Source organism: Tistrella mobilis (assembly GCF_041468085.1).
Classification (GTDB): Bacteria; Pseudomonadota; Alphaproteobacteria; order Tistrellales; family Tistrellaceae; genus Tistrella; species Tistrella mobilis_A.
The window spans coordinates 718540-740498 of the sequence record NZ_CP121014.1; the positions used below are offsets into that span (position 1 = coordinate 718540).

Here is a 21959-nt window from a genome sequence, read left to right on the forward strand (position 1 = left end):
CGCATGAACATCGCAAGCTGGCTCCACCAGACCGCCCTCTGCTGGCCCGACCGGCCGGCGGTGTTCGAAGGCGATCGCCTGCATCACAGCTATGACGGCCTGGCGGGCGCGGTGTCGGACCGCGCCCGCCACCTGGCCCGGGCGCATGGCATCGGCAAGGGCGACCGCGTGGCGATCTTCGCCAGGAACGCAGCCGCCTATCTTGAAACCCTGCATGCCTGCTGGTGGATCGGCGCCGTCGCGGTGCCGATCAACGGCAAGCTCCACCCGGCCGAGGCCGCGTGGATCGTGCAGGATTCCGGCGCGAAACTGGCCTTCACCGACACCGGCGACGTGCTGGGCGCCTGCCCGGACCTCACCGAACTGCCCCTCGGCGCACCGGTGCCGACGGATGGCCCGCGCACCGCGCCGGTCGCCTGCGACCGGAACGATCTGGCCTGGCTGTTCTATACCTCGGGCACCACCGGCCGGCCCAAGGGGGTGATGCTCACCCACGAAAACCTCCGCCAGATGACGCTGTGCTATGCGCTGGACGTCGATCAGGCGCGGGCCGGCGACCATATGCTTTACGCCGCCCCCATGTCGCATGGCGCCGGGCTCTATATGTTTGCGCAGATCCGTGCGGGTGGCGCACATCTTGTGCCCGCCTCGCACGGTTTCGACCCCGCCGAAATCATGGCGCTGGCGCGCAGCCATGGCGATCTGGTGTTCTTCGCCGCCCCCACCATGGTCAAGCGCCTGGTGACCGCCGCCCGCGCCGCGGGTTATGACGGCAGCGGCATCCGCACCATCATCTATGGCGGCGGCCCGATGTATGCGGCCGATATCGACGACGCCGTCGATGCCTTCGGGCCGCGCTTCGTGCAGATCTACGGCCAGGGCGAGTCGCCCATGACCATTTCGGTCCTGCCGCGGGCGCTGGTCGCGGACCGCAGCCATCCGAACTGGCAGGCCAGGCGCGCCTCGGTCGGCTTCGCCCATGGTGCGGTCGCCGTCACCATCCGGGATGCAGACGGTCGGGAGCTGGCACCGGGAGAGACCGGCGAAATCTGCGTCCAGGGGCCCACCGTCATGCGCGGCTACTGGAACCGCCCCGAGGCGACGGCAGAGACCCTGAAGGATGGCTGGCTGCACACCGGCGATCTGGGCCATCTCGACGAGGACGGCTTTCTATATCTCACCGACCGGTCCAAGGACGTCATCATCTCGGGCGGCACCAACATCTACCCGCGCGAGGTGGAAGAAGTGCTGCTGATGCATCCCGCCGTGTTCGAGGTGGCGGTGATCGGCGAGCATGACGACGACTGGGGCGAGCGGGTGGTGGCCTTCGTGGTCGCCGCCGCCGGTGAACCGGTCGATGCCGCCACGCTCGACCGCTGGTGCCGGCAGCAGATCGCCGCCTTCAAGCGCCCGAAGCGTTATGTGTTCATCGACGCCCTGCCCAAGAACAATTACGGCAAGGTGCTGAAAACCGACCTCAGGATCCTGGCCGCCGATCAGCCGCCGGCGGTGCCCGGGCTGAACCGGCCGACGAATCGGTAAAGCGTCGCCGGGTGGAACAGGCGGACCTGGGTGATGGTCCGCGCCCCCTGCCGGGTTTCGCGATCCAGGATCAGCAGGGCGTCGCCGCGATCGAGGTTGAGCAGCCGCGCCGTCACCGCATCGGCCAGGCCGGCGCCGATCACATGCACGGCATCGGACCACGGCACCTGCTGCAACAGCCAGCGGCCGGGGGCCGTGGCGGTGAAATCCATGCCCCGCGCCGCCGGCACGGCATCCAGCATCACCAGCCGCCGTTCCAGCGCCACCGCCACGCCGTCGATCCGGTGCAGCCCCTCCATCCTGAGCACTTCCGTGCCGGCCGGCACCGGAAAGGCGCTGCCCTGCGCCTCGGGCAGGCGCAGCACCTCGCGCGACAGCTGCTCATAGCCGTAGCTGCGCCCGGCACGCGCCGCTTCCACCGCGAAATCCTGGATCTCCATCACCGTCCGCTCGATCCGCGGACGGGTGACGAAAGATCCGGCGCGGCGGCGCCGTTCGATCAGCCCGGCCGCGGCCAGCGCGGTCAGGGCCTTGCTCACGGTCATGCGCGAGCAGCCATAGACCTCCATCAGCTCGTGTTCAGAGGGGATGCGATCCCCCGGCTTCAGCCGGCCGCCCAGAATGCCGCCCTCTATGTCGCCATAGATGCGCTGATGGAGCGAGGCGGCGGGCGCGTCTGGCACGGCGGGGCATCCCGAAACCGGTGGCCCGCGGCCGGCGCCGCGGGATCGGAATAAGCATAGACAATTGCCCCGCCGCGGCAAGGCGGTGGGATCAGCCGGCCGGCAGCAGGCCCTTCAACGCATCCGCCGCTTTGGTCGGCGCCACCTCGTAGACGTCGTAGACCGCGACACCCGCGGTCACGAAGGGGTCGGCGGCGATGATCCGGTCCAGCGCCTCCCGCTCCAGCCCGGTCGCCAGGATGAAGCCGCCGGTGCGCGGCACCCGCCGGCCGGCCAGCACGAAGGCGCCGGTGGCGAAATGTTCGCCAACCCAGGCCTTGTGCGCCTCAAGCTCGGCATCCACCGCATCGAGCGGTGCGGTATAGGTCAACAACAGGATGTACATCGGCACGTCTCCTGGCCTCTCCGGTTCCCGGTCACCGCGGCCCGCGCATGACGTCGCGGGCTGGTTTCACCCCCGCGCGAGGTGCGGCGATTTCCGGCGGCCGATTGTGGCGGGGCCTGCTTCGGCGTGCAAACAATCAGGTTGACATCATGCCGTCACGGCCTGAGAGTTGTCCGGACAAATAACACATACAGGGGATCTGGGATGAGCTTCCGTTGGCCGAACGGCGCGCGGCTCGCGATGTCGATCGTCGTGAACGTCGAAGAGGGTGCGGAGATGTCGATCGCGCGCGGCGACAAGGGCCCCGAGCCGGTCGACGAGCTGGGCGTGTCGCTGAAGATTCCGATCCGGAATTACGGCAACGAGAGCAATTACGAATACGGCATCCGCGCCGGCGCCCCCCGGGTGCTGAAGCTGCTGGACCGCTACGGCTTCAAGGTGACTTTCACGGCAGCCGCCACCGCGCTGGAACAGGCGCCGGAGCTGGCGAAGGCGATCGCAGAGGGCGGCCACGAGGCCTGCTCGCATGGCTGGCGCTGGATCCACCAGTTCAGCTATGGCGAAGAGCGTGAGCGCGACTTCGTGAAGAAGGCGATCGCCAGCATCGAGGCGACCACCGGCACCCGCCCCCATGGCTGGCTGTCGCGCTACATGCACACCCCCTTCCTGCGCAAGACGCTGGCCGAAGAAGGCTTCGTCTATCACATGGACGATTACAGCGACGACATGCCGCGCTGGGATGTGGTGGAGACCGCCCAGGGCCCCAGGCCGATCGTGATCATGCCCTATGCGCTCGACACCAACGACATGAAGTTCTGGCTGGCGCCGGGCTATACCCCGCAGCAGTGGCTGGACTATGCCATCGCGACCTTCGAGCAGCTGTACGAGGAAGGGGCCGAGGCGCCGCGGATGATGTCGCTGGGCCTGCATCTGCGCATCATCGGCCGCCCGGGCCGGATATGGGCGCTCGACCGTTTCATGGCCCATGTGGCAAGCCGCCCCGATGTCTGGGTGACCAGCCGGCTCGACATGGCCCGCCACTTCGCCGCCGAGGTTCCGCCGCCGGCCTGAGGCCGGCGCTCGCGGTCACCCGCTTCGCCCCCGCAGCCATCGGCCGCGATTGCGGCCAAGCCGAAGGAGGCCGGCCTCATGACCCTCATCATCCGACTGTCGCGCTGGTCCGCCTGGATCGCCGGGATCCTGGTTCTGGCGGCCGGCCTGCTGATTGCGGGGGACGTCGTCGCCCGCAACATCTGGTCGGCCAGTCCCTTCTACAGCTTCGAAATCTCGCGCTATCTGTTCGGCGCCACCGTCGCCTTCGGCCTGTCCTTCGCGCTGGTCGAACGCGCCCATATCCGCATCGACCCGCTGGTCAAGCTGACCCGCGGCCGGCTGCGGTCGCTGATGGACGTTTTCGCCATCCTGGCCACCGTCCCGGTTGCCGGTGCCATCGCCTGGTATGCCTGGGACCTGACCATCCAGAGCGCGGAGCTGGGGGCCATCTCCAATTCCCCGCTCGGCCTGGAACAGTGGATCCCGCAAGCGATCTGGGCCATGGGCATGACCTGGTTCGCGCTCATCGCCCTGGCGCTTGCGGTGCTGGCCCTCGTCGCCCTCTTCCGTGGCCGCGATGCCGAGATCGGCCGTATCGCCGGCCTGCCGGATTTCGGCGGTGAAGGGGCAGAGGTTGCGGAACTGGCCCAGGATGCAGGCACAAGGCCCGGCAAACTTCAGATGGAGGCCGCAGGATGATCGGCGTCGCAGGCGGTTCCCTTCTGATCCTTCTGGCGCTGGGCCTGCCGGTCGGCGTGGCGCTGGGCATCCTGGCGGTGATCCTGGGCGATCTCTACGGCTTCCTCTCGCCGCTGCCGGCGCTGGGCGACATCATGTGGGGGGCCTCGACCGACTTCCTGCTGACCTCGGTGCCGATGTTCATCCTGATGGGTGAGCTGCTGCTCCGCTCGGGCGTGGCGGCAGAGACCTATGACGGCATCGACCCCTATGTCAGCCGCGTGCCCGGCGGCATCATGCACACCAACATCGCCTCCTGCGCGCTGTTTGCCGCCACCTCCGGCTCGTCGGTCGCGACCGCGGCGACGATCAGCACGCTGGCGGTGCCGAACATGAACCGGCTGGGTTATAACCCGTCGCTGTTCCTGGGCTCTCTCGCGGCCGGCGGCACGCTGGGCATTCTGATCCCGCCCTCGATCAACATGATCCTCTACGGCGTGCTGGCCGATGTCTCGGTGGGCGATCTCTACGCCGCCGGCATGGTGCCCGGGCTGCTGATGGCGGCGCTGTTTTCCGGCATCATCGCCCTGTCCTGCCTGATCAATCCCGCCCTCGCCGGCCGGTCGACCGGCAACCGCCCCACGCTCAAGGGGCTGCTGGGCCTGCTGCCGATCCTGGTCCTGTTCGCGCTGGTCGTGGGCTCGATCTATGCCGGGCTCGCCACCCCCACCGAAGCCGCGGCGCTGGGCCTGCTCGGCGCCTTCGCCATCGCCGCCTTCCGCCGCAGGCTCGACCGCGCCACGCTGCTTGCCGCCTTCGAGGGCACGGCACGCACCACGGCCATGGTCATGTTCATCGTGCTCGCGGCCTATTTCCTCAACTTCGTCATGGTCAATATCGGGCTGACCACGGCCGTCACCGGCCTGATCGCCGATCTCGACCTGTCGCCGCTGATGATCCTGGGCGCGATCGTCCTGCTCTATCTGATCCTCGGCTGCTTTATGGACACGCTGTCGATGATGATCGCGACCACGCCGATCATCGTGCCGATCGTGGTCCAGGCCGGGTTCGACCCGCTGTGGTTCGGCGTCGTCTTCGTGATCCTGATCGAGGCCGCGCTGATCACGCCGCCCGTGGGCATGAACCTGTTCATCGTGCAGGCGGTACGCGGCGGCGGGCCGTTCCGCGATGTGGTCGCGGGCTCGCTGCCCTTCCTCTTCGTCATGATGGTGATGATCGTGCTGCTGATCGTCTGGCCCGATCTCGCCCTCTGGCTGCCGGCGGCCTTCAAGGGCGGATGAACCGCCCGCCGGGCCTTGGCCCGGACCGGCCGCCTCTCGTCAAGCATCAGGCACCTCAAAAAAGAACGGAAACCAAGACCATGACAGGGAAAGTGCTCGTCGGGGCGGGGCTCGGCCTCGTCCTCGCCGCCGGGGCCGCCTCGGCGCAGGATCTGCCCAAGACCGACGTCACCGTGATCGGCAATCTGGGCATCACCACCCAGAGCCGCCAGATCGAGGCGCCGTTCTGGACGAAGGAACTGCCCGAGGCCTCGGGCGGGGCGATCTCGGTCAACTTCAAGCCCTGGAACGAGCTTGGCCTCAAGGGTCCCGAGGTCTTCCGGATCCTGAGCCGCGGCCAGGCGCTGATCGCCACCGCCCAGCTCGGTCATCATGCCGGCGATGCGCCGATCAACGACGGCACCGACCTGGCCGGCCTGTCGCCCGACATGGCGACCTTCCGCAAGGTCTCGGACGCCTTCCGCCCGGCGCTGAACGATGCCCTGAACAAGAAGTTCGGCATCGAGATCCTGACCATGCAGTCCTTCCAGAGCCAGATCCTCTATTGCCGCAGCGAACTCAAGGGCCTGGCCGACCTCAAGGGCAAGCGCATCCGCACCTCGGGCGCCTCGCAGGGTGATTTCGTCAGCTATTTCGGCGCCTCGCCCGTCGACATGGCCTTCGGCGAAGTTCAGCAGGCGCTGGCCCAGGGGACGATCGACTGCGCGATCACCGGCACGCTGGGCGGCTACAGCGCCAAGTGGAACGAGGGCGCGCGCTATCTCTACACCCTGCCGATCAATTTCGGCGCCGGCGTCACCGCCGCCAATATCGGCGGCTGGAAGAAGCTGCCCGAAGCCGTCCAGAGCTTCATCACCGCCGAACTCAACAAGGCCAATGAGCGGATGTGGCAGCTGAACATGGACGAAGACGCCATGGGCATCGCCTGCAACACCACCGGCCCCTGCCCGCTGGGAGAGCCCGCCGGCATGACCCGCGTCGACCCGGGCGCAGAGGACGAAGCGCTGCGCCGCAAGGCGCTGGTCGAGGCGGTGCTGCCCAAATGGGCCGCACGCTGCGGTGCCGGCTGCGTGGCGGAATGGAACGCCACCGTCGGCAAGGTCGTCGACATGCAGATCAAGTAAGAACCGGAGCCTCCGATGACCGTCGCCTCCCCACCCGCCTTGCCGGCCGATATCGTCGACGCCTTCGCGACACATGTGGCGCGCACCCGTTACGAGCATCTGCCGCCGCTTGCCGTGGCCAAGGCCAAGACCTTCCTGCTCGACACCATCGGTGTCGGGCTGGCCGGCACCTCGGGTCCCCATTTTGCCCGCATCTCCAGGGCGGCAGAGGCCTGGGGCCGGGGTGAAGAGGCGACGGTCTGGGGCAGCGGGCTGAAGCTGCCCGCCCCCTCGGCCGCCATGGTGAATGCCTATCTGATCCATTGCCTGGAATATGATTGCGTACATGAGCGCGCCGTCGTCCACCCGATGGCCACCATCCTGTCGGCCTTCTTCGCCTGGGCGGAACGCGCCGGCGGCCGCGGCCGGCCGGTCGATGGCCGCCAGCTGCTGACCTCGCTTGCCGTCGGTGTCGACATGTCGGGTCTGCTGGGCTCCGCCACCACGGCGCCGATCCGCTTCTTCCGCCCGGCGGTTGCCGGCGGCTTCGGCGCCGTCTCGGCGATCGGCAGCGCCGCGGGCTTCACCGCCGCCCAGATGGCCGATGCCTATGGCATCCAGTACGGCCAATGCGCCGGCACGCTGCAACCCCATGCCGAAGGCTCGGGCCTGCTGCCGCTGCAGATCGGCTTCAACGCCCGCGCCGCCATCACTTCGGCCGATCTGGTCGAGGCGGGGTTCGACGGGCCGCATGACGTGCTCACCGGCCAGTACGGCTATTACAACCTGTTCGAACTCGGCCGGTATTCGCCCGAGGTCATCCCCGACGAGCTGGGCCGGGTCTGGCAGATCGCCCGGCTGTCGCACAAGCCCTTCCCCAGCGGCCGCCTGACCCATGGCGCGCTCGACGGGCTGCGGCGGGTGATGGCAGAGGGCGTTACCGCCGCCGACATCGCCTCGGTCGAGATCCAGGCGCCGCCGCTGGTGAAGCGGCTGGTCGGCCGGCCCGATCTGGACAATCCGCCGGCCAATTACGCCAAGCTGTGCCTGTCTTTCGTGGCCGCCACCCTGCTGCTGCGCGGCCGGGTGGACGTGCCTGAATTCGCCGGCGACACCGTGCTGAACGACCCCGAAATCCATGCCTATGCAAAGCGGATCAGCGTGGTCGACGACGGCAATCCCGATCAGAACGCGCTTGCCCCGCAGCGGGTGATCATCCGCCTGGTATCGGGCGGCACCAGGGTGATCGACCTGCCCCAGGTGTACGGCCATCCGGAAGCGCCGCTCACGGATGCCGAGAACCGCGCCAAATTCGCCCGCTGCTGCGGCTGGGCGGTGCCGCCGGTGCCGGATGCCCGCCGCGCCGAGATCGAGCGCATGGTCGACGAGATCGAAGACGTCACCGATGTCGGCCAGATCGCGAAACTGATGGTTTCGGAAGGCTGATCACGGCCGCTCCCGCGGCGCCGGCAGCGCTTTGTACCGCATGCTGCGGTCGGGCATTGACGGCGCCGTTTTTCGGACCATAATTTGTCCGGACATTTAAAGTTGCTTCCTTGGCGCCCCAGACGGCGCCGCCCCCTGCCGCTCCAGGCCCCTTCGAAAGACCCGAGACATGGTTGACCAGACCACCGCCGCTGCCGCAGACACCGAGGACGGCGAGATCCTCGCCACGATCGACAAGTGGCTCGCCCGCGATGTGCGGCCCCATGTGCTGAAGCTCGATCATGCCGATGAGTACCCGCACGAGATCGTCGCCCAGATGAAGGAGCTGGGCCTGTTCGGCGCCACGATTCCGGTCGAGTATGGCGGCCTTGGCCTGAACGCCACCACCTATGCGAAGATCGTCGAGACCATCGCCGAGACCTGGATGTCGCTGTCGGGCATCATCAACAGCCATCTGATCATGTCGGCCTGCGTCGCCCGCCAGGGCACGCCCGAACAGAAGGCGTATTACCTGCCGAAATTCGCGACCGGCGAACTGCGCGGCGGCCTGGCCCTCACCGAGCCCGATGCCGGTACCGATCTTCAGGGCATCCGCACCCGGGCGCGGCGCGATGGCGACCACTATGTCGTCAACGGCACCAAGACCTGGATCACCAACGGCATCGAAGGCTCGTGCTTCGCGCTGCTGGTCAAGACCGACCCCGAGGCGAACCCGCGCCACAAGGGCATGTCGATGTTCATCGCCGAGAAGGGCCCCGGCTTCACGGTGTCGAAGAAGCTGGAGAAGCTGGGCTATAAGGGCATCGATTCGGCCGAACTGGTCTTCGAGGACTATCGCATCCCGGCCGACCGGCTGATCGGCGGCGTCGAGGGCCAGGGCATGCAGGCAGCGCTGGGCGGGCTGGAACTGGGCCGGATCAACATCGCCGCCCGCGGCTGCGGCCTCGCCTCGGCCTCGCTGAAGGATTCGGTGCGCTATGCCCAGATCCGCAAGACCTTCGGCAAGCCGATCTGCGAACATCAGGCGATCCAGCTGAAGCTGGGCGAGATGGCCACCCGCCTGCAGGCGGCGCGCCTGCTGACCTATGATGCCGCCCGCGCCTATGACCGCGGCGAACGCTGCGACATGGAAGCCGGCATGGCCAAGTATTTCGCCTCGGAAGCCGCGGTCGCCAACAGCCTGGAGGCGATGCGCATCCATGGCGGCTATGGCTATTCCAAGGAATACGACGTCGAGCGCTATTTCCGCGACGCGCCGCTGATGTGCATCGGCGAAGGCACCAACGAGATCCAGCGCATGATCATCGCGAAGCAGCTGATCGCGCGGAACCCGGCATGACCATCGGCGGCGACATCCCCACCGCCGCCATCCCGACCGGCCCGGCCGCGGACGACGACCGTCCGCTGGCCGGCATCCGGGTGCTGGCGATCGAACAGTACGGGGCCGGCCCCTTCGCCAGCCTCTATCTTTCCGACATGGGCGCCGAGGTCATCAAGATCGAGCCCACGCCTTCAGGTACGCAGAAAGGCGGCGACAGCGCCCGCCAGAGCGGCCCGCATTTCCTGGGCGAGAACGACAGCCAGTTCTTCCAGACCTTCAACCTGGGCAAGCGCAGCATCGCGCTCGACCTGAAATCCCCCGCCGGCCGGACGGTGTTCGAAAAACTGGTCGGAACCGCCGATGCGGTGATGAACAATCTGCGCGGCGACCAGCCCGACAAGCTGGGCATCACCCATCAGGCGCTGAAAGCGGTCAAGCCGTCGATCGTCTGCGCCCATCTGTCGGGCTATGGCCGCAGTGGCCCGCGCGCAGCCTGGCCGGCCTATGACTATCTGATGCAGGCCGAAGCCGGCTTCATCGCGCTGACCGGCGACCCGGAAGGCGGCGGCACCCGGATGGGCCTGTCGGTGGTCGACTATCTGACCGGGCTGACCACCGCCTTCGCGCTGACCTCGGCCCTGTTCGGCGCCATGCGCACCGGCCGCGGCCGCGATGTCGACGTCACCCTCTACGATGTCGCGGTGCACCAGCTGACCTATCCGGCGATCTGGTATCTGAACGAGGGCACCACCACCGAACGGCGGCCGCGCGGCGGCCATCCCGCGGTCGTGCCCTGCGAGCAGTTCCCGGTGGCGGATGGTGCGATCTATGTGATGTGCATGCTGCCCAAATTCTGGCATGCGCTCTGCGAGATCGCAGGCCTGCCCGATCTTGCCGCCGATCCGCGCTTCGCCGACGTGCCGTCGCGTTTCCGCAACCGCGATGCCCTCGCCGCCATCCTGGATCCGGTTTTCGCCACCCGGACCATGGCCGACTGGGTGGCCGCCTTCGCGGGCCGGCTGCCGGCGGCACCGGTGCTCTCCCTCGCCCAGGCGCTGGACAACCCGTTCCTGGCCGAACGCGGCGGCATCCAGAATGTCGACCATCCGGCAAAGCCGGGCATGCGGGTGCTCTCCAACCCCATCCGGCTGGATGGGGCGGTGATGAAGGCAAAGCCTGGCCCCGGGCTCGGTGCCGATACCGATGCGCTGCTGGGCGAGCTTGGCTACGATCCGGCCGCGATCGCCGCCCTGCGTGCCGAAGGGGCCGTGGCATGAAGCTTCAGGGCATCAAGGTCGTCGACCTGTCGCTGTTCCTGCCCGGCCCGTATCTCACCATGGTCATGGCCGATCACGGTGCCGAGGTGATCAAGGTCGAACCGCCGGCGGGGGAGCCGACCCGCGACATCGGCGCCAAAGCCGGCGGCACCAGCGTCTGGTTCCGCAACACCCATCGCGGCAAGCGCTGCGTCACGCTCGACCTCAAACATCCCGACGACAAGGCGCGGCTGTTCGAAATGCTGGCCGAGGCCGATGTGATGGTCGAGGCCTTCCGCCCCGGCGTCGCCGCCCGTCTCGGCATCGATTACGAGACGGTGAGGGCGATCAACCCGCGCATCGTCTATTGCGCGATCTCGGCCTTCGGCCAGACGGGGCCCGATCGCGACCGCCCGGCCCATGACATCGCGGTCGAGGCGCTGGCCGGCGTGCTCAGCCTCAATCTGGGTCAGGACGGCAAGCCCACCCATCCGCATATCCCCGTCGCCGATGCCAATGCGGCCCTGCTGGGCCTGGCCGGCGTGCTGATGGCGCTGCTGCGGCGGACGACCACCGGGCGCGGCGACTATATCGACATGGCGATGCTGGATGCGACCATGGCCTGGCTGCCCAATGCCACCGGCGATCTGTTCGCCACCGGTCGGCCGCCGGTGGTGAAGGAACAGCGCCAATGGGGCGGCGGCTCGTTCTATCAGATCTACGAGACTGCCGACGGCCGCCACATCGTGCTGGGCGGCAGCGAGCATAAATTCGTCGAAACCCTGCTGAAGGCGCTCGGCCGCGAGGATCTGATCCCCGCCGCCTCCAGCCCGCCCGGCCCCGCCCATGCCGAGACCACGGCATTCCTGCGCGGTGTTTTCCGCACCCGCAGCCGGGCCGATTGGGAGGCCTGGTTCGAAGGCCGCGACGTGTGTTTCGCCCCCCTGCTGGACCTGGCCGAGGCCTTCGCCCGGCCGCAGGTTCAGGCCCGCGAGATGCTGATCCGCGATGCCGAAGGCAATCTCCATGTCGGCACGCCGATCCGCTTCCTGGACGAGCCCGGCCGTATCGACACCAGGGTCCCGGCGCGGGAGCCCCTCCCCCCGCGCTGACCGGCCCCGGTCGCGCGCAGCCGGTCCGGGTCCGGCTGCGTGTTACAGCCCGGACGGCGGCGTGTTGAGAGCGTCGCGCCGCCGCCCGGGCTGCCTTTCCGTCAGGGTTTCATGGCACGACACCATTAACACCCACGTAACCACCTGCTTCCTAAACTCAGCTACGGCCGCAGAAACACAACCAGGCGGCGCCGGGCGGGGGATGCGGGATGTTCAGGACATCGATTTCCGGGCTGTTGACCACCATCCAGCTCGCCATGCTGGCCGGCCTGCTGGCGGCCGCCTCGATCCTGGCGGCCAATGCCTGGTGGGATCGGGCCGCGGCCGAACGGGTGGTGGATGCCGCCCGCACCGACCGGGCGCTGTTCACAGGCGTGATCGACACCCGAGCCCAGATCGCGGCCGTCCAGACCGCCCTGCTCACCGAAGACGCGCCCCAGACCACGATTTCCCAGGTCCGTGACAAGGCCGATGCCGCAGCGGCGGGCGCCATCGATTTCGCCCGGCGCATGACCGGGGACGAGGCCCGCCGCGGCACCGAGGCCGTCACCGCCGCCATTGCCGCGATGCAGACGAAGCGGGCGACCATCGACAGCCTGGCCGCCCGCCCGCGGGATCAGCGCCAGCTGGCCGACAGCGCGTCCTGGCGCGAGAGCGTCTATGCCAGCGTCAACGCCATGCTCGCCCTGTCCGATCTGATCGGCGACGAGCTGCGCATGACCGATCCGACGATCGCCGAACTGGTTCAGATCCGCCGCTTCGCCTGGCAGCTGCGCGACCAGTTCGGCAGCCAGTGCTCCCTGCTCCGGCCGCTGGTGGCCGCCAGCACGCCGATCCCGCCTGAGACCCGCACGACCTGGGCCGCCGGCATCGGTGGCTGGCGGGCGGCGCTTGCCGGCATCGATGCCCTGATCGCCCGGCCGGGCACGCCGGCAACGGTCGCCGCCCGGATCGGCACCGCCCGTGCCCAGGTGACCGACACCCAGGCGCGCATGGATGCCCTGGTCGCCGGCCTCGACGGCAGCGGCGGGCCGGCCATGGAGGCCCGTGCCTATACCGCCATGTGCAACGGCCCCTTCGACGCCATTCTGGCGATCAGCACCGCCGCCCTCGACGAGGCGGTCCGGCTGGCGGAAGGCCGGCAGTCGGCCGCCACCGTCAATCTCGGCCTCACCCTTGCCGGCTTCGTGCTGGCACTGGCGCTGTCGGTTCTGGGCCTGGTGGTGATCCTCCGCCGCTTCCGCCGGCCGATATCGACCCTGATGACTGCGGTCGGCCGGTTGGGCGCGCACGATTTCGAAACCCCGGTTCCGGCGCCCCGCAATCCCGACGAGATCGGCCGCCTCGCGATCGCGCTTGAAGATCTGAGGATCAACGCGCGCGAAGCCGGGCGGCTGGAAGCCGAAGCCGCCACCGCCCGGGCCCGCGACGTCGCCCGTGCAAAAACCATCCACGATCTCAGCCGCAGCTTCGAGGGAGAGGTGACCGCGGCACTCGCCGGCATCAGCCATGCCGGCAACACGCTCAGGAACACCGCCGCCCATATGCGCGCACTGGCCGATGCCGCCAGCGCGCGCGCCACCACCGGCGCCGGTGCCACGGCCGAGGCGGCCTCCAGCGTTCAGACCGTCGCCGCCGCCACCGAGGAACTCGCGGCCTCGATCTCTGAAATCAGCGCCCGCGTCCAGGCCAGCGCCACCGGCGCCCGCGAAGCCGTGGATCAGGTGGCCGCCACCGGCCGCAGCTTCGATGCGCTGGTCGAGGCGGCGCGGCGCATCGGCGATGTCGTGGGCCTGATCACCGCCATCGCCGCCCAGACCAATCTTCTGGCGCTCAACGCCACGATCGAGGCGGCGCGGGCCGGAGAGGCCGGCAAGGGTTTCGCGGTCGTGGCGTCGGAGGTGAAGAGCCTCGCCAACCAGACCTCGAAGGCGACCGAGGAAATCACCACCCTCATCACCGACATTCAGCGCCGTACGGCCGAGGCGGCGGGGTCGATGGGCCAGGTTCAGGCTGCGATCCGCAGGGTCGACCAGGACAGTGCCGCCATCGCCGCCGCGGTGGAGGAACAGGGCGCCGCCACCGGCGAAATCTCGGGCTCCGTCCAGCAGGTCGCGACCGCCACCGCCGAGGTTCAGGACATCATCGCCGAGGTCGCGCGATCGAGCGGCGAAACCGGCCGGGCCGCAACCGAAGTCACCGGCTCGGTCGAAGAGGTGGTGCACGAACAGGAGGTGCTGCAAAAGGCGGTGGGCGATTTCCTCAGCCGCGTGCAGCAGGCCTGATCACCAGCGCGATCCCGCCCAGTACCGCCACGGCCACGGCGACCAGGTGCCAGGTGATCGCCTCGCCCAGCAGCAGCGTGCCGCCCAGCGCCGCGATCACCGGCACCGACAGCTGGACCGAAGCCGCCTGTGCCGCCCCCAGCGCCGGCAGCACCGCATACCAGACGGCGTAGCCGAGGCCCGAGGCGACGGCGCCCGAGGCCAGCGCAAGCGCCATCCCCGCCGGATCGATCTCCATCCGCAGCAGCGCCGGCACCAGCAGCAGCAGCGCCAGCGGCAGGCTGCGGATGAAATTACCGGCGGTGGTGGCGAGCGGGTCGCGGCTCCGCCGGCCGATCAGTGAATAGGCACCCCAGGCGGCGCCGCTTGCCAGCATCAGCGCCGCCGCGACCGGATCGGGCGCAGGCACCCCCGGATCTGGTGCCTGCGCCTCGGGGGCCAGCAGAGCCACCAGCCCGCCGGCGGCCAGCGCGATCCCCAGCCATTGCAGCCGCCGCAGCCGCTCGCCGCGGATCAGCCCGGCCGTGATCATCGTCACCTGCACCGCGCCGAACAGCAGCAGGGCGCCCGATGCCGCCGGCAGAGCGACATAGGCGAAAGAGAAGGCGGCGGCATAGGCCGACAGCGCCGCGGCCCCCGCCCAAGAGCCGGCAACCCGCGCCACAGGCCGCCCCGCCCTGAGGCAAAGCCACAGCATCGCCGCGCCCGAGGCGAGCCGGATGCCGGTGAAGGCGGCGGGATCGATCGCGGTCCGGTCCAGCGCCCAGCGGCACAACACCGAATTGGCCGCGAAGGCGATCATCGCCACCACCGTCCAGCCGATGATGCGGGGGCGATCGCCCGCGATCATGGCAGCACGCCCGGCTTCAGAAGACGGAGCGGGCGGAGTTCGTACACCCCCGTGCCGCTGGCATTGGCCCGCGCCAGATCAGCGGCCGCGGCCTCTGCCGCCGCCGCATCGGCACAGTCGATGATGAAGAAGCCCAGCAGCTGTTCGCGGGTCTCGGCGAAGGGGCCGTCGGTGACCGTCGGCGTCTCGCTCTTGGTCACCGTTTTCGCATGCGCCGTCGGCATCAGCCGTGCGACCGGCCCCAGGCGGCCGGCGGCAGCCAGATCGGCCTGCACCGCCTCCAGCCGCGCCATGGTTCCGGCCATCCGATCCTCGGGCCAGGCTTCGGTCAGGTCCTCGCGGTCATAGCAGAGCACGGCGTAGAGCATCGGGCGACCCTCTCATATGATTGCACCGGGTCCCGAAGCGGGGGCAGGCTTCGGGGATGCCGGCTTGCGATGCGGCCGCCATCGTGGCACATCCTGCCCACGCCGTCCGCCCTTCCGGTCTCAGGAGCCCCCGATGCCCGTCCGCCCGATCGTGATGATCCCCGACCCGCGCCTCGCACAGCCGGCGGCCGATGTCACCAGCTTCGACGCCGCACTCAACGCGCTGGCCCAAGACCTGCTGGACACGATGCGCGACGCCCCCGGCATCGGCATCACCGCCCCGCATCTGGGCCTTTTGCATCGCGTGGTGGTGATCGAACTGCCCGACGACCCGGAAGGCGTGCGCATCTATGTCAACCCGCGCATCACCTGGTCGTCAGACGAGACCGTGATCCACGAGGAAGGCAGCGTCTCCATGCCCGGCGTCAGCGAAGAGGTGGAACGCCCGGCCCGCATCCGCCTCGGCTGGCAGGACCTGACCGGCGCTGCACACGAGGCCGAGGCCGACGGCCTGCTCGCCATCTGCCTCCAGCACGAAATCGACCAGCTGGACGGTATTTTCTGGACCCGCCGCCTGTCCAAGCTCCGCCGCGACCGGCTGCACAAGCGGTACGAGAAGATGAGGAAGGCGGGCAGCCGGTAACGGCAAGGGGTCAGGCGGCGGCCGCCGCTGATCAGAGATCCGGGCGATCGGCCGACTCTGCCACCTCCTTCCGGGTGACAAGAGCGACCAGGCGCGCCGAAAGCGCCGCCGAGACGTCGGTCGCCACCCCGGCAAGGCAGGCGGCGAGATAGCCGCCTGGCCCGCCCGCGCCCATGATCATGACGCGCCTTTGCCGCTCTTCCGCATAACCAGAGGTGCCGCATCCTGCCACGATCCGGCATCTCTGGCGACCCGCTCAGCAGACCGGCCGGATCTTCGCTGCCGCCGCGCATTCCGCCCGGGCTTCGGCCTCCCTGCGATCGCGGCCGAAACCGGCGCCGATCGCCCTCGCTCCCGCCTCGTCACCGATTTCGACATAAGCGGCGAACCCCGCCGCCGCACCCTCGCTGCGTCGGGCATGGGCCTCGCTGCGCAGCACCCTCCAGACAGCGTCGGGCGCGGCCGGGCCGGCATCGGCCATATAGGCGTCGGTAAAGGCCCGCCAGATATCGGCGGCGGAGAGTTCGCGGCCGGTATCGTCGGCCAGCTGCTGCAGGCGGCGGGCAAAATCGATCTGCACGAAGCGCGGCAGCTACAGCCCCTGGGCATGCTCCAGCACCCAGCTCGCCCCCGCCTTGCCCGACTGGCCGTTCACCCGGATCACCGCCTCGTAGGACCGGCCCAGATCGGCCGGATCGATCGGCAGATAGGGCAGATCCCAGATGCCGGTATTGCGCCGTTCCCAGTCGGCGAAGCCCTTGCGGATGGCATCCTGATGCGAGCCGGAGAAGGCCGTGAAGACCAGGTCGCCGGCATAGGGGTGGCGCGGATGGACCGGCAGGCCGGTCGCCTCGGTCGCCGCACGCACGCTGGCATCGATGTCGGAGAAATCGAGCCCCGGCGCCACGCCCTGGGTGTAGAGGTTGAGCGCGAGCGTGACCAGATCGACATTGCCCGTGCGCTCGCCATTGCCGAACAGGCAGCCTTCCACCCGCTCGGCGCCCGCCATCACCGCCAGCTCGGCAGCCGCGACACCGGTACCGCGGTCGTTATGCGGATGCACGCTGATCACCACCGCGTCGCGCCGGGGAATCCGGCGGCAGAGATGCTCGATCCGATCCGCATAGATATTGGGCGTCGAGACTTCGACCGTGGCCGGCAGGTTGATGATCATCTTCGCGTCCGGCGTCGGCCGGACCAGATCGATCACGGCCGCGCAGACCTCGATCGCGAAATCGGGCTCGGTGGCGCTGAAGGTCTCGGGGGAATACTGATAGGTCCAGCAGGTGCCCGGCCGGCGGGCCATTTCGGCCAGGATCTGCCGCGTGCCCTCCACCGCCAGCGCCTTCACTTCGGCCCGGCCGCCATTGAACACCATCCGCCGGAATTCCGGCGCGATGGCGTTGTACAGATGCACGCAGGCGCGCGGTACCCCCTCCAGCGCTTCGAAGGTGCGGGTGATCAGATCGGGGCGGGACTGGGTCAGCACCTGGATGGTGACGTCGTCGGGGATCAGCCGCTCGTCGATCAGCGTCCGGACGACGCGGAAATCGGTGTCGGAGGCCGCAGGAAAGGCCACCTCGATCTCCTTGAAGCCGATCGCGACCAGATGTCGGAACAGTTTCAGCTTGGCCCCGACATCCATGGGGTTCATCAGCGCCTGGTTGCCGTCGCGGAGATCGGTGGACAGCCAGCGCGGCGCGGCCGTGATGCTGCGCGAAGGCCATTGCCGGTCGGCCATGTCGGGCACGGCGGCGGCGGGACGGTATTTGGTCTGCGGAGTGGTCAACATGGGGAAAGCTCTCGTCTCTGCACGAGCTAGGGGTGCGGCGGACCCTGGGCCGCCGGCGAAGGCCGTCATTCGGATGCGGGCGATCGGCGTCAGCTGCGCCGGCCGCCGGCGCTAAGTCGACCCGCGAGATCGAACCGGGCCAGATAGTCCCGGACATTGACGTGCAGAGAGTGGAGACGAGGCAGAGAGTGGAGACGAGGTCGCAACGAGCCACCGGCACAGGCCGGCGGCTTGGACATGGCGGTACACATGGGGGATGACTTCAGACGACGGATGGATGCTGGATCACTTCGGCCGGCAGACACGCCGGATCACCCGACCTCTCAGGAGGCCGGGCGGCGAAGTCGAAGCAGGTTGGCCGGCAGCAGGGCTGCGAAGGATGCGGTCGTCATTCGTTGAGCATGGCCGCCGGCACGGCCCCATGTCAAGTCATCCGTCAACGAGGCTGACGTAAGGCCATATCGGCCGGGTCGCGCCGGTCAGCCCGGGCGGCGGGCCCGATCGGCAGGGAAGCGGGCGATCTCGGTATGGTCCGGCGCCACCTCCTGGCCCAGAAACCCGCAGCCGCGATATTCCAGCCAGGCATGGGCGGCGATGCCGCCGGTTTCGGTATCGCGCTTCACGCCATAGACGATCTCCACCGGCACGCCGCGGCGCCTGAGCATGCTCTGCCCGGCAAGCGCCTGGGGCAGACAGACCGCCTTGAACGGCACCTTGCGGGCCGCCACCGCCACCAGCCGGCCGATACGCCAGGACTGGCGCCAGTCCGGATCCGCCCTCAGGACATTCAGATCGGTGGTATCCGGCGGCATCAGCCGCGCGCCTTCCGGCCGCCGCGACGACCAGGCAGCCAGCCGACGGAACGGGATCAGCTTCACCGACGTCACCGCCAGCGCCAGGCAAAAGGCCGCTTCGATCACCAGCAGGCGCTGGATCCAGATATCACCCCGCGGCCGCGGCGGTGTGGCGGCCGGGGCAGAGGAGGCGGCGGCGGGCTCTGTGGTCATGCGCTGGAGTACCGGAAACGGATGTGAAACGGGCGGCTGTATCATAGCGGCAGCCTGCGACGGCGCCAAGCCGCGTGCAGATGCGTGGATATCTGCGGATGGCCGGCATATCAACTTGAAGGAAGACAAGAGCTAACTTTCGATGTATTTTGCGCACATGCACGATTTCTGTCGCAAATCGGCAATTACTTGAATACGCCCTAAATTTCCATTGTGTTTCGGGTGTATTTTAGGCAAATGATCAGAACAGCAAGATGACCACCACCATGACCGAAGCCGCCACAGATCACGATGTCCCGGATCCAGTCCGGCAGATAGGGAAGCTGAGGGCCCATGCCGTGAACGGGCTCTTGCGAAGTCTTGCAGCCCTGTCGGGTGCGGAACAGGTGGTCCTTCTGCTGCTCCAGGCCGACGGCCAGGTCCGGCGCCTGGGCAAGGCGGTTCCGATCCCGGGTATCCCTACACCAGTCTTTCAGTTACCGGACTGGGTGGCACCCAATGCAGCCGCCCGGCCGGTCATGATCGGAACCACCCCTCGCCCGGCCGGGCTGGGCCTGCCGGCGGCCATGGTTGAAGCGATCCTGGTGCTCGATTCGGGAGACCTGCGGGTCGTGCTCGGCTGGCCGGACATGCCAGATACCGCCAGCCGCATCCGGGCGCTCACCGCCTGGGCGGATATCGCCCCGGCGCTGGACGACGTGGTCAGCCGGTATCGCCACCCTGATACAGAGATGGTCAGGCGGGCGGCACTGGCACGCACCGAAGCCGATGTCGACCGCCTGGCCGAGACGGTCGCCGCGGCCAGGCGGCTGTTCCTGGCGCGGATGAGCCACGAGCTGCGCACGCCCCTGAACGCGATCATCGGCTTCTCCGAGTTGATCCGCAGCCGCGCGCTGGGGCCGCAGGCGATGGATCGCTATCTCCGATATGTCGACGACATCCATGTCAGTGGCCGCGAGATGCTGCGGCTGGTCGACGACCTGCTCGACCTTGCCCGGGTGGAAGGGCATGCCCAGCCCATTGCCCCGGCGCTGCAGGATCTTGCTACCCTGCTTCGCGGCCCGCTCGACATCATCCGCCAGCGCGCCGAACGTGCCGGCCTGTCGCTGCAGGTGGATCTGCCTGCCGGCATGCCGCCGCTGCGTGCCGATGGGGAAATCCTGAAGCAGGCCATCCTGCGCCTGCTCGACGATGCCCTGCATGCCTGCCGCACCGGCGGCGGCATCCGCTTGCGGGCGAAGACCCGCGAAGACGGCTCGGGACATATCGATGTGGAAACCGATGGCCGGCTCACGGTCATGCTGCGTGCCGACACCATGGCCACGGCCGGCGCCCATGACATCGATCCGTCGATCCGTCAGGCCGACAGCACCGGTGTCAATCTGCCGCTGGTGGCCGAAGCGATCGAACGGCATGGCGGCCGGATGACCGTCAGCCCCGGTGACATGCTCACCCGGATCCAGATCGCCCTGCCCGGCATCGAGACCTGAGCAGCCGGGCGGCGATGATGTTCAGATGTCAGAACTGTCCCGGCGGGCCGTGATGCACGCTGCGGGACCTTTCGCGCCGCTTCAGGCGCGCTTGAGCCGGCTCGGCAGCTTCACCGCCACGCTCGACACCGCCACCGACGGCTTCGAGGGCTTCAGCACCAGGCCACGCCCCGACGCTTCGACATTGGCCTCGGGATAGACGGCGAGCACGTCCTTCAGCACTTCCTTCAGCCGGAAGGCCAGCACCCGATGGCCGCTCTCGCTGCCGAAATGGTCCGAGAGTGCATGCCAGGGCACGGTAATCTCGCGCTTCAGCGCATGCAGCCGATAGGTCAGCCAGACATAGAGATCGAGGGCGAGGCTTGAATGCTTCAGCCGGGCGATCGCCTCTTCCGACAGCGGCACCGAATGTTCCATCAGGTGCTCGAAGAAGGCCTCCGACAGCTTCACATGCCGCACCCATTCCCCGCCGGTGCGGAACAGATCTTCGGCATCGCTGTCGTCACGCCACAGATCCATGCCGTCGACGATGCGCTGATCGGCAAGGCGCGCCTCGGCGCTGCCGCGTTCGAAACGCATGGTGAATTCGCAACGCGCGATGCGCAAGGCCTGCTCCCGGACCGGCGCGTAGGAGCCGCGCGGGCCGCCGGAGGTCGACAGCCCCATCTTGCGCAACCAGCTGGCCATGGTCGGCCCCAGATCGACCAGCTGGCTCTGGCTGCGGACGGCCTCGGTCTGGAAATAGATCATAATCAGCCGTGCCTTGGTACCATAGGGCACGCCGATGTCGACGATCTTGTCCTTGAGCGGAAGGATGCCGGGGCGGATGATCAGCTGATAGGCGCCATTGCGGCGGACCCAGGGCTCCAGCGGGTTCTTGGGCTCCCGATGCGGCAGCGCCGCCTGGGCAAACCCCGAATGGAGATAATTGATCGTGTCGTTTTCGAGCGACATCATCTCGTGGGCCCAGCGCACCCGCCGCCGCTCGGCGGCAGAATCCGCCGTTGCCATGACCTGTTCCAGGCCGTGAAGCATGAGCTGCTGATGCACGTCCGCCATATCGACCTCCGGGCTCATGCGCCGGGCACCATGCTCCTGACATGGCTGTGCCCCACACATGGTTTCGGCCAGCCCCTGCCGAAGGGGCGACCCGTTCATGCCTGATCCGTCACGATCCGACTTTACACAGGACGGGCTGCCGGACGGAAGTCCGTCGGACCACCAGACGGGCGGGCCCGGACGAATCCGTTGCAAGTTCAGCGACGCCTGCCCGGCCCGTTCGCGGATGATGACGCGGTGATGACCGCCGTTTCAAGTTCAGCGTTGTTGCCGCATCTTCGCCGCGGGCGGCGGCCCCGACGACGCGGATGGCCCGGAACCGCCGGATTTTCACGGTTTTCCACGCTGAACTCGTAACGCTCCCCCGCCTGTCCAGCCGGTTTCGCTGAAAACGCAACGTCCGCACGCTGATCTCGATACATCCAAAGGGTCTGCCTGCGCTGAAGTCGAATCGCCCCGTCGGGTTATCCACGCTGAACTCGATACCCCTTCCTATAGAGAGTCCCCTATAGATCTTTTTCCCGATAGGGCCTGGACCGAACAGAGACGCCATCGCTGCCCGATCGCCTCGCCCCCGATCTCAAC

19 protein-coding genes and 1 pseudogene are annotated in these 21959 nt (G+C 68.3%); 12 read left to right on the top strand and 8 right to left on the bottom strand.

The window, feature by feature from the left end; all coding sequences use genetic code 11:
• Positions 1–3 precede the first annotated feature (3 nt).
• Positions 4–1542 carry a class I adenylate-forming enzyme family protein gene (locus tag P7L68_RS02955; protein ID WP_371998933.1) on the top strand — a complete coding sequence of 513 codons (1539 nt, stop codon included), beginning with the start codon at positions 4–6 and terminating at the stop codon, positions 1540–1542.
• Here P7L68_RS02955 and P7L68_RS02960 read toward each other — a convergent pair.
• Positions 1497–2225: a UTRA domain-containing protein gene (locus tag P7L68_RS02960; protein ID WP_371998934.1), complete on the bottom strand. Its 729-nt coding sequence runs from the start codon at positions 2223–2225 to the stop codon at positions 1497–1499. The genes P7L68_RS02955 and P7L68_RS02960 overlap by 46 nt on opposite strands.
• A 91-nt stretch (positions 2226–2316) precedes the next feature.
• Positions 2317–2610, bottom strand: a complete 294-nt coding sequence (locus P7L68_RS02965; protein WP_371998935.1) for a YciI family protein — start codon at positions 2608–2610, stop codon at positions 2317–2319.
• Between the two features lie 204 nt (positions 2611–2814).
• Between P7L68_RS02965 and P7L68_RS02970 the strand changes: the two genes are divergently transcribed.
• The 9 genes from P7L68_RS02970 (at position 2815) to P7L68_RS03010 (ending at position 14165) form a co-directional block, all read left to right on the top strand.
• Positions 2815–3681, top strand: coding sequence for a polysaccharide deacetylase family protein (locus tag P7L68_RS02970; protein ID WP_371998936.1), 867 nt, complete (start codon positions 2815–2817; stop codon positions 3679–3681).
• A gap of 78 nt (positions 3682–3759) precedes the next feature.
• Positions 3760–4362, top strand: coding sequence for a TRAP transporter small permease subunit (locus P7L68_RS02975; protein ID WP_371998937.1), 603 nt, complete (start codon positions 3760–3762; stop codon positions 4360–4362).
• Positions 4359–5642, top strand: coding sequence for a TRAP transporter large permease (locus P7L68_RS02980; protein WP_371998938.1), 1284 nt, complete (start codon positions 4359–4361; stop codon positions 5640–5642). Before P7L68_RS02975 ends, P7L68_RS02980 begins: the two co-directional genes overlap by 4 nt.
• A gap of 80 nt (positions 5643–5722) precedes the next feature.
• Entirely contained in the window at positions 5723–6766 is a 1044-nt protein-coding gene (locus P7L68_RS02985; RefSeq protein WP_371998939.1) for a TRAP transporter substrate-binding protein, read from the top strand.
• Between the two features lie 15 nt (positions 6767–6781).
• A complete protein-coding gene (locus tag P7L68_RS02990; protein WP_371998940.1) occupies positions 6782–8191 on the top strand; it encodes an MmgE/PrpD family protein in 1410 nt (469 codons plus the stop codon).
• Positions 8192–8360: 169 nt separating this feature from the next.
• Positions 8361–9530, top strand: a complete 1170-nt coding sequence (locus tag P7L68_RS02995; protein WP_371998941.1) for an acyl-CoA dehydrogenase family protein — start codon at positions 8361–8363, stop codon at positions 9528–9530.
• The gene (locus P7L68_RS03000; RefSeq protein WP_371998942.1) at positions 9527–10789 is read left to right on the top strand and encodes a CaiB/BaiF CoA transferase family protein; all 1263 of its coding nucleotides are present in this window, start codon (positions 9527–9529) and stop codon (positions 10787–10789) included. The genes P7L68_RS02995 and P7L68_RS03000 overlap by 4 nt, the downstream gene beginning before the upstream one ends.
• Positions 10786–11880, top strand: coding sequence for a CaiB/BaiF CoA transferase family protein (locus P7L68_RS03005; RefSeq protein WP_371998943.1), 1095 nt, complete (start codon positions 10786–10788; stop codon positions 11878–11880). Before P7L68_RS03000 ends, P7L68_RS03005 begins: the two co-directional genes overlap by 4 nt.
• 209 nt (positions 11881–12089) lie before the next feature.
• Positions 12090–14165 (top strand): methyl-accepting chemotaxis protein, encoded by a 2076-nt coding sequence (locus tag P7L68_RS03010; protein WP_371998944.1) that lies wholly within the window; start codon positions 12090–12092, stop codon positions 14163–14165.
• Here the strand turns inward: P7L68_RS03010 and P7L68_RS03015 are convergent.
• Positions 14143–15015: a DMT family transporter gene (locus P7L68_RS03015; RefSeq protein ID WP_371998945.1), complete on the bottom strand. Its 873-nt coding sequence runs from the start codon at positions 15013–15015 to the stop codon at positions 14143–14145. The two genes, P7L68_RS03010 and P7L68_RS03015, sit on opposite strands and share 23 nt — an antisense overlap.
• Positions 15012–15383, bottom strand: a complete 372-nt coding sequence (locus tag P7L68_RS03020; protein WP_371998946.1) for a YciI family protein — start codon at positions 15381–15383, stop codon at positions 15012–15014. Before P7L68_RS03020 ends, P7L68_RS03015 begins: the two co-directional genes overlap by 4 nt.
• Positions 15384–15516: 133 nt before the next feature.
• On the opposite strand from P7L68_RS03020, the gene P7L68_RS03025 reads away from it, so the two are divergent.
• Entirely contained in the window at positions 15517–16026 is a 510-nt protein-coding gene (locus P7L68_RS03025) for a peptide deformylase (RefSeq protein ID WP_371998947.1), read from the top strand.
• A 31-nt stretch (positions 16027–16057) separates the two neighbouring features.
• Here the strand turns inward: P7L68_RS03025 and P7L68_RS03030 are convergent, their stop codons facing one another.
• From P7L68_RS03030 to P7L68_RS03040, 3 genes and pseudogenes are all read right to left on the bottom strand, one after another.
• Entirely contained in the window at positions 16058–16207 is a 150-nt protein-coding gene (locus P7L68_RS03030; RefSeq protein WP_371998948.1) for a hypothetical protein, read from the bottom strand.
• Between the two features lie 75 nt (positions 16208–16282).
• Positions 16283–17818, bottom strand: a pseudogene (locus tag P7L68_RS03035) (2-isopropylmalate synthase).
• A 479-nt stretch (positions 17819–18297) separates the two neighbouring features.
• Positions 18298–18825 carry a lasso peptide biosynthesis B2 protein gene (locus P7L68_RS03040; protein ID WP_371998949.1) on the bottom strand — a complete coding sequence of 176 codons (528 nt, stop codon included), beginning with the start codon at positions 18823–18825 and terminating at the stop codon, positions 18298–18300.
• Between the two features lie 338 nt (positions 18826–19163).
• Here P7L68_RS03040 and P7L68_RS03045 point away from each other — a divergent pair, with 338 nt between their 5' ends.
• Entirely contained in the window at positions 19164–20315 is a 1152-nt protein-coding gene (locus P7L68_RS03045) for a sensor histidine kinase (RefSeq protein ID WP_371998950.1), read from the top strand.
• A gap of 81 nt (positions 20316–20396) precedes the next feature.
• Here P7L68_RS03045 and P7L68_RS03050 read toward each other — a convergent pair whose 3' ends face one another.
• On the bottom strand, positions 20397–21374 hold the full coding sequence (locus tag P7L68_RS03050) for a replication protein RepA (RefSeq protein WP_371998951.1): 978 nt from the start codon (positions 21372–21374) through the stop codon (positions 20397–20399).
• Positions 21375–21959 lie beyond the last annotated feature (585 nt).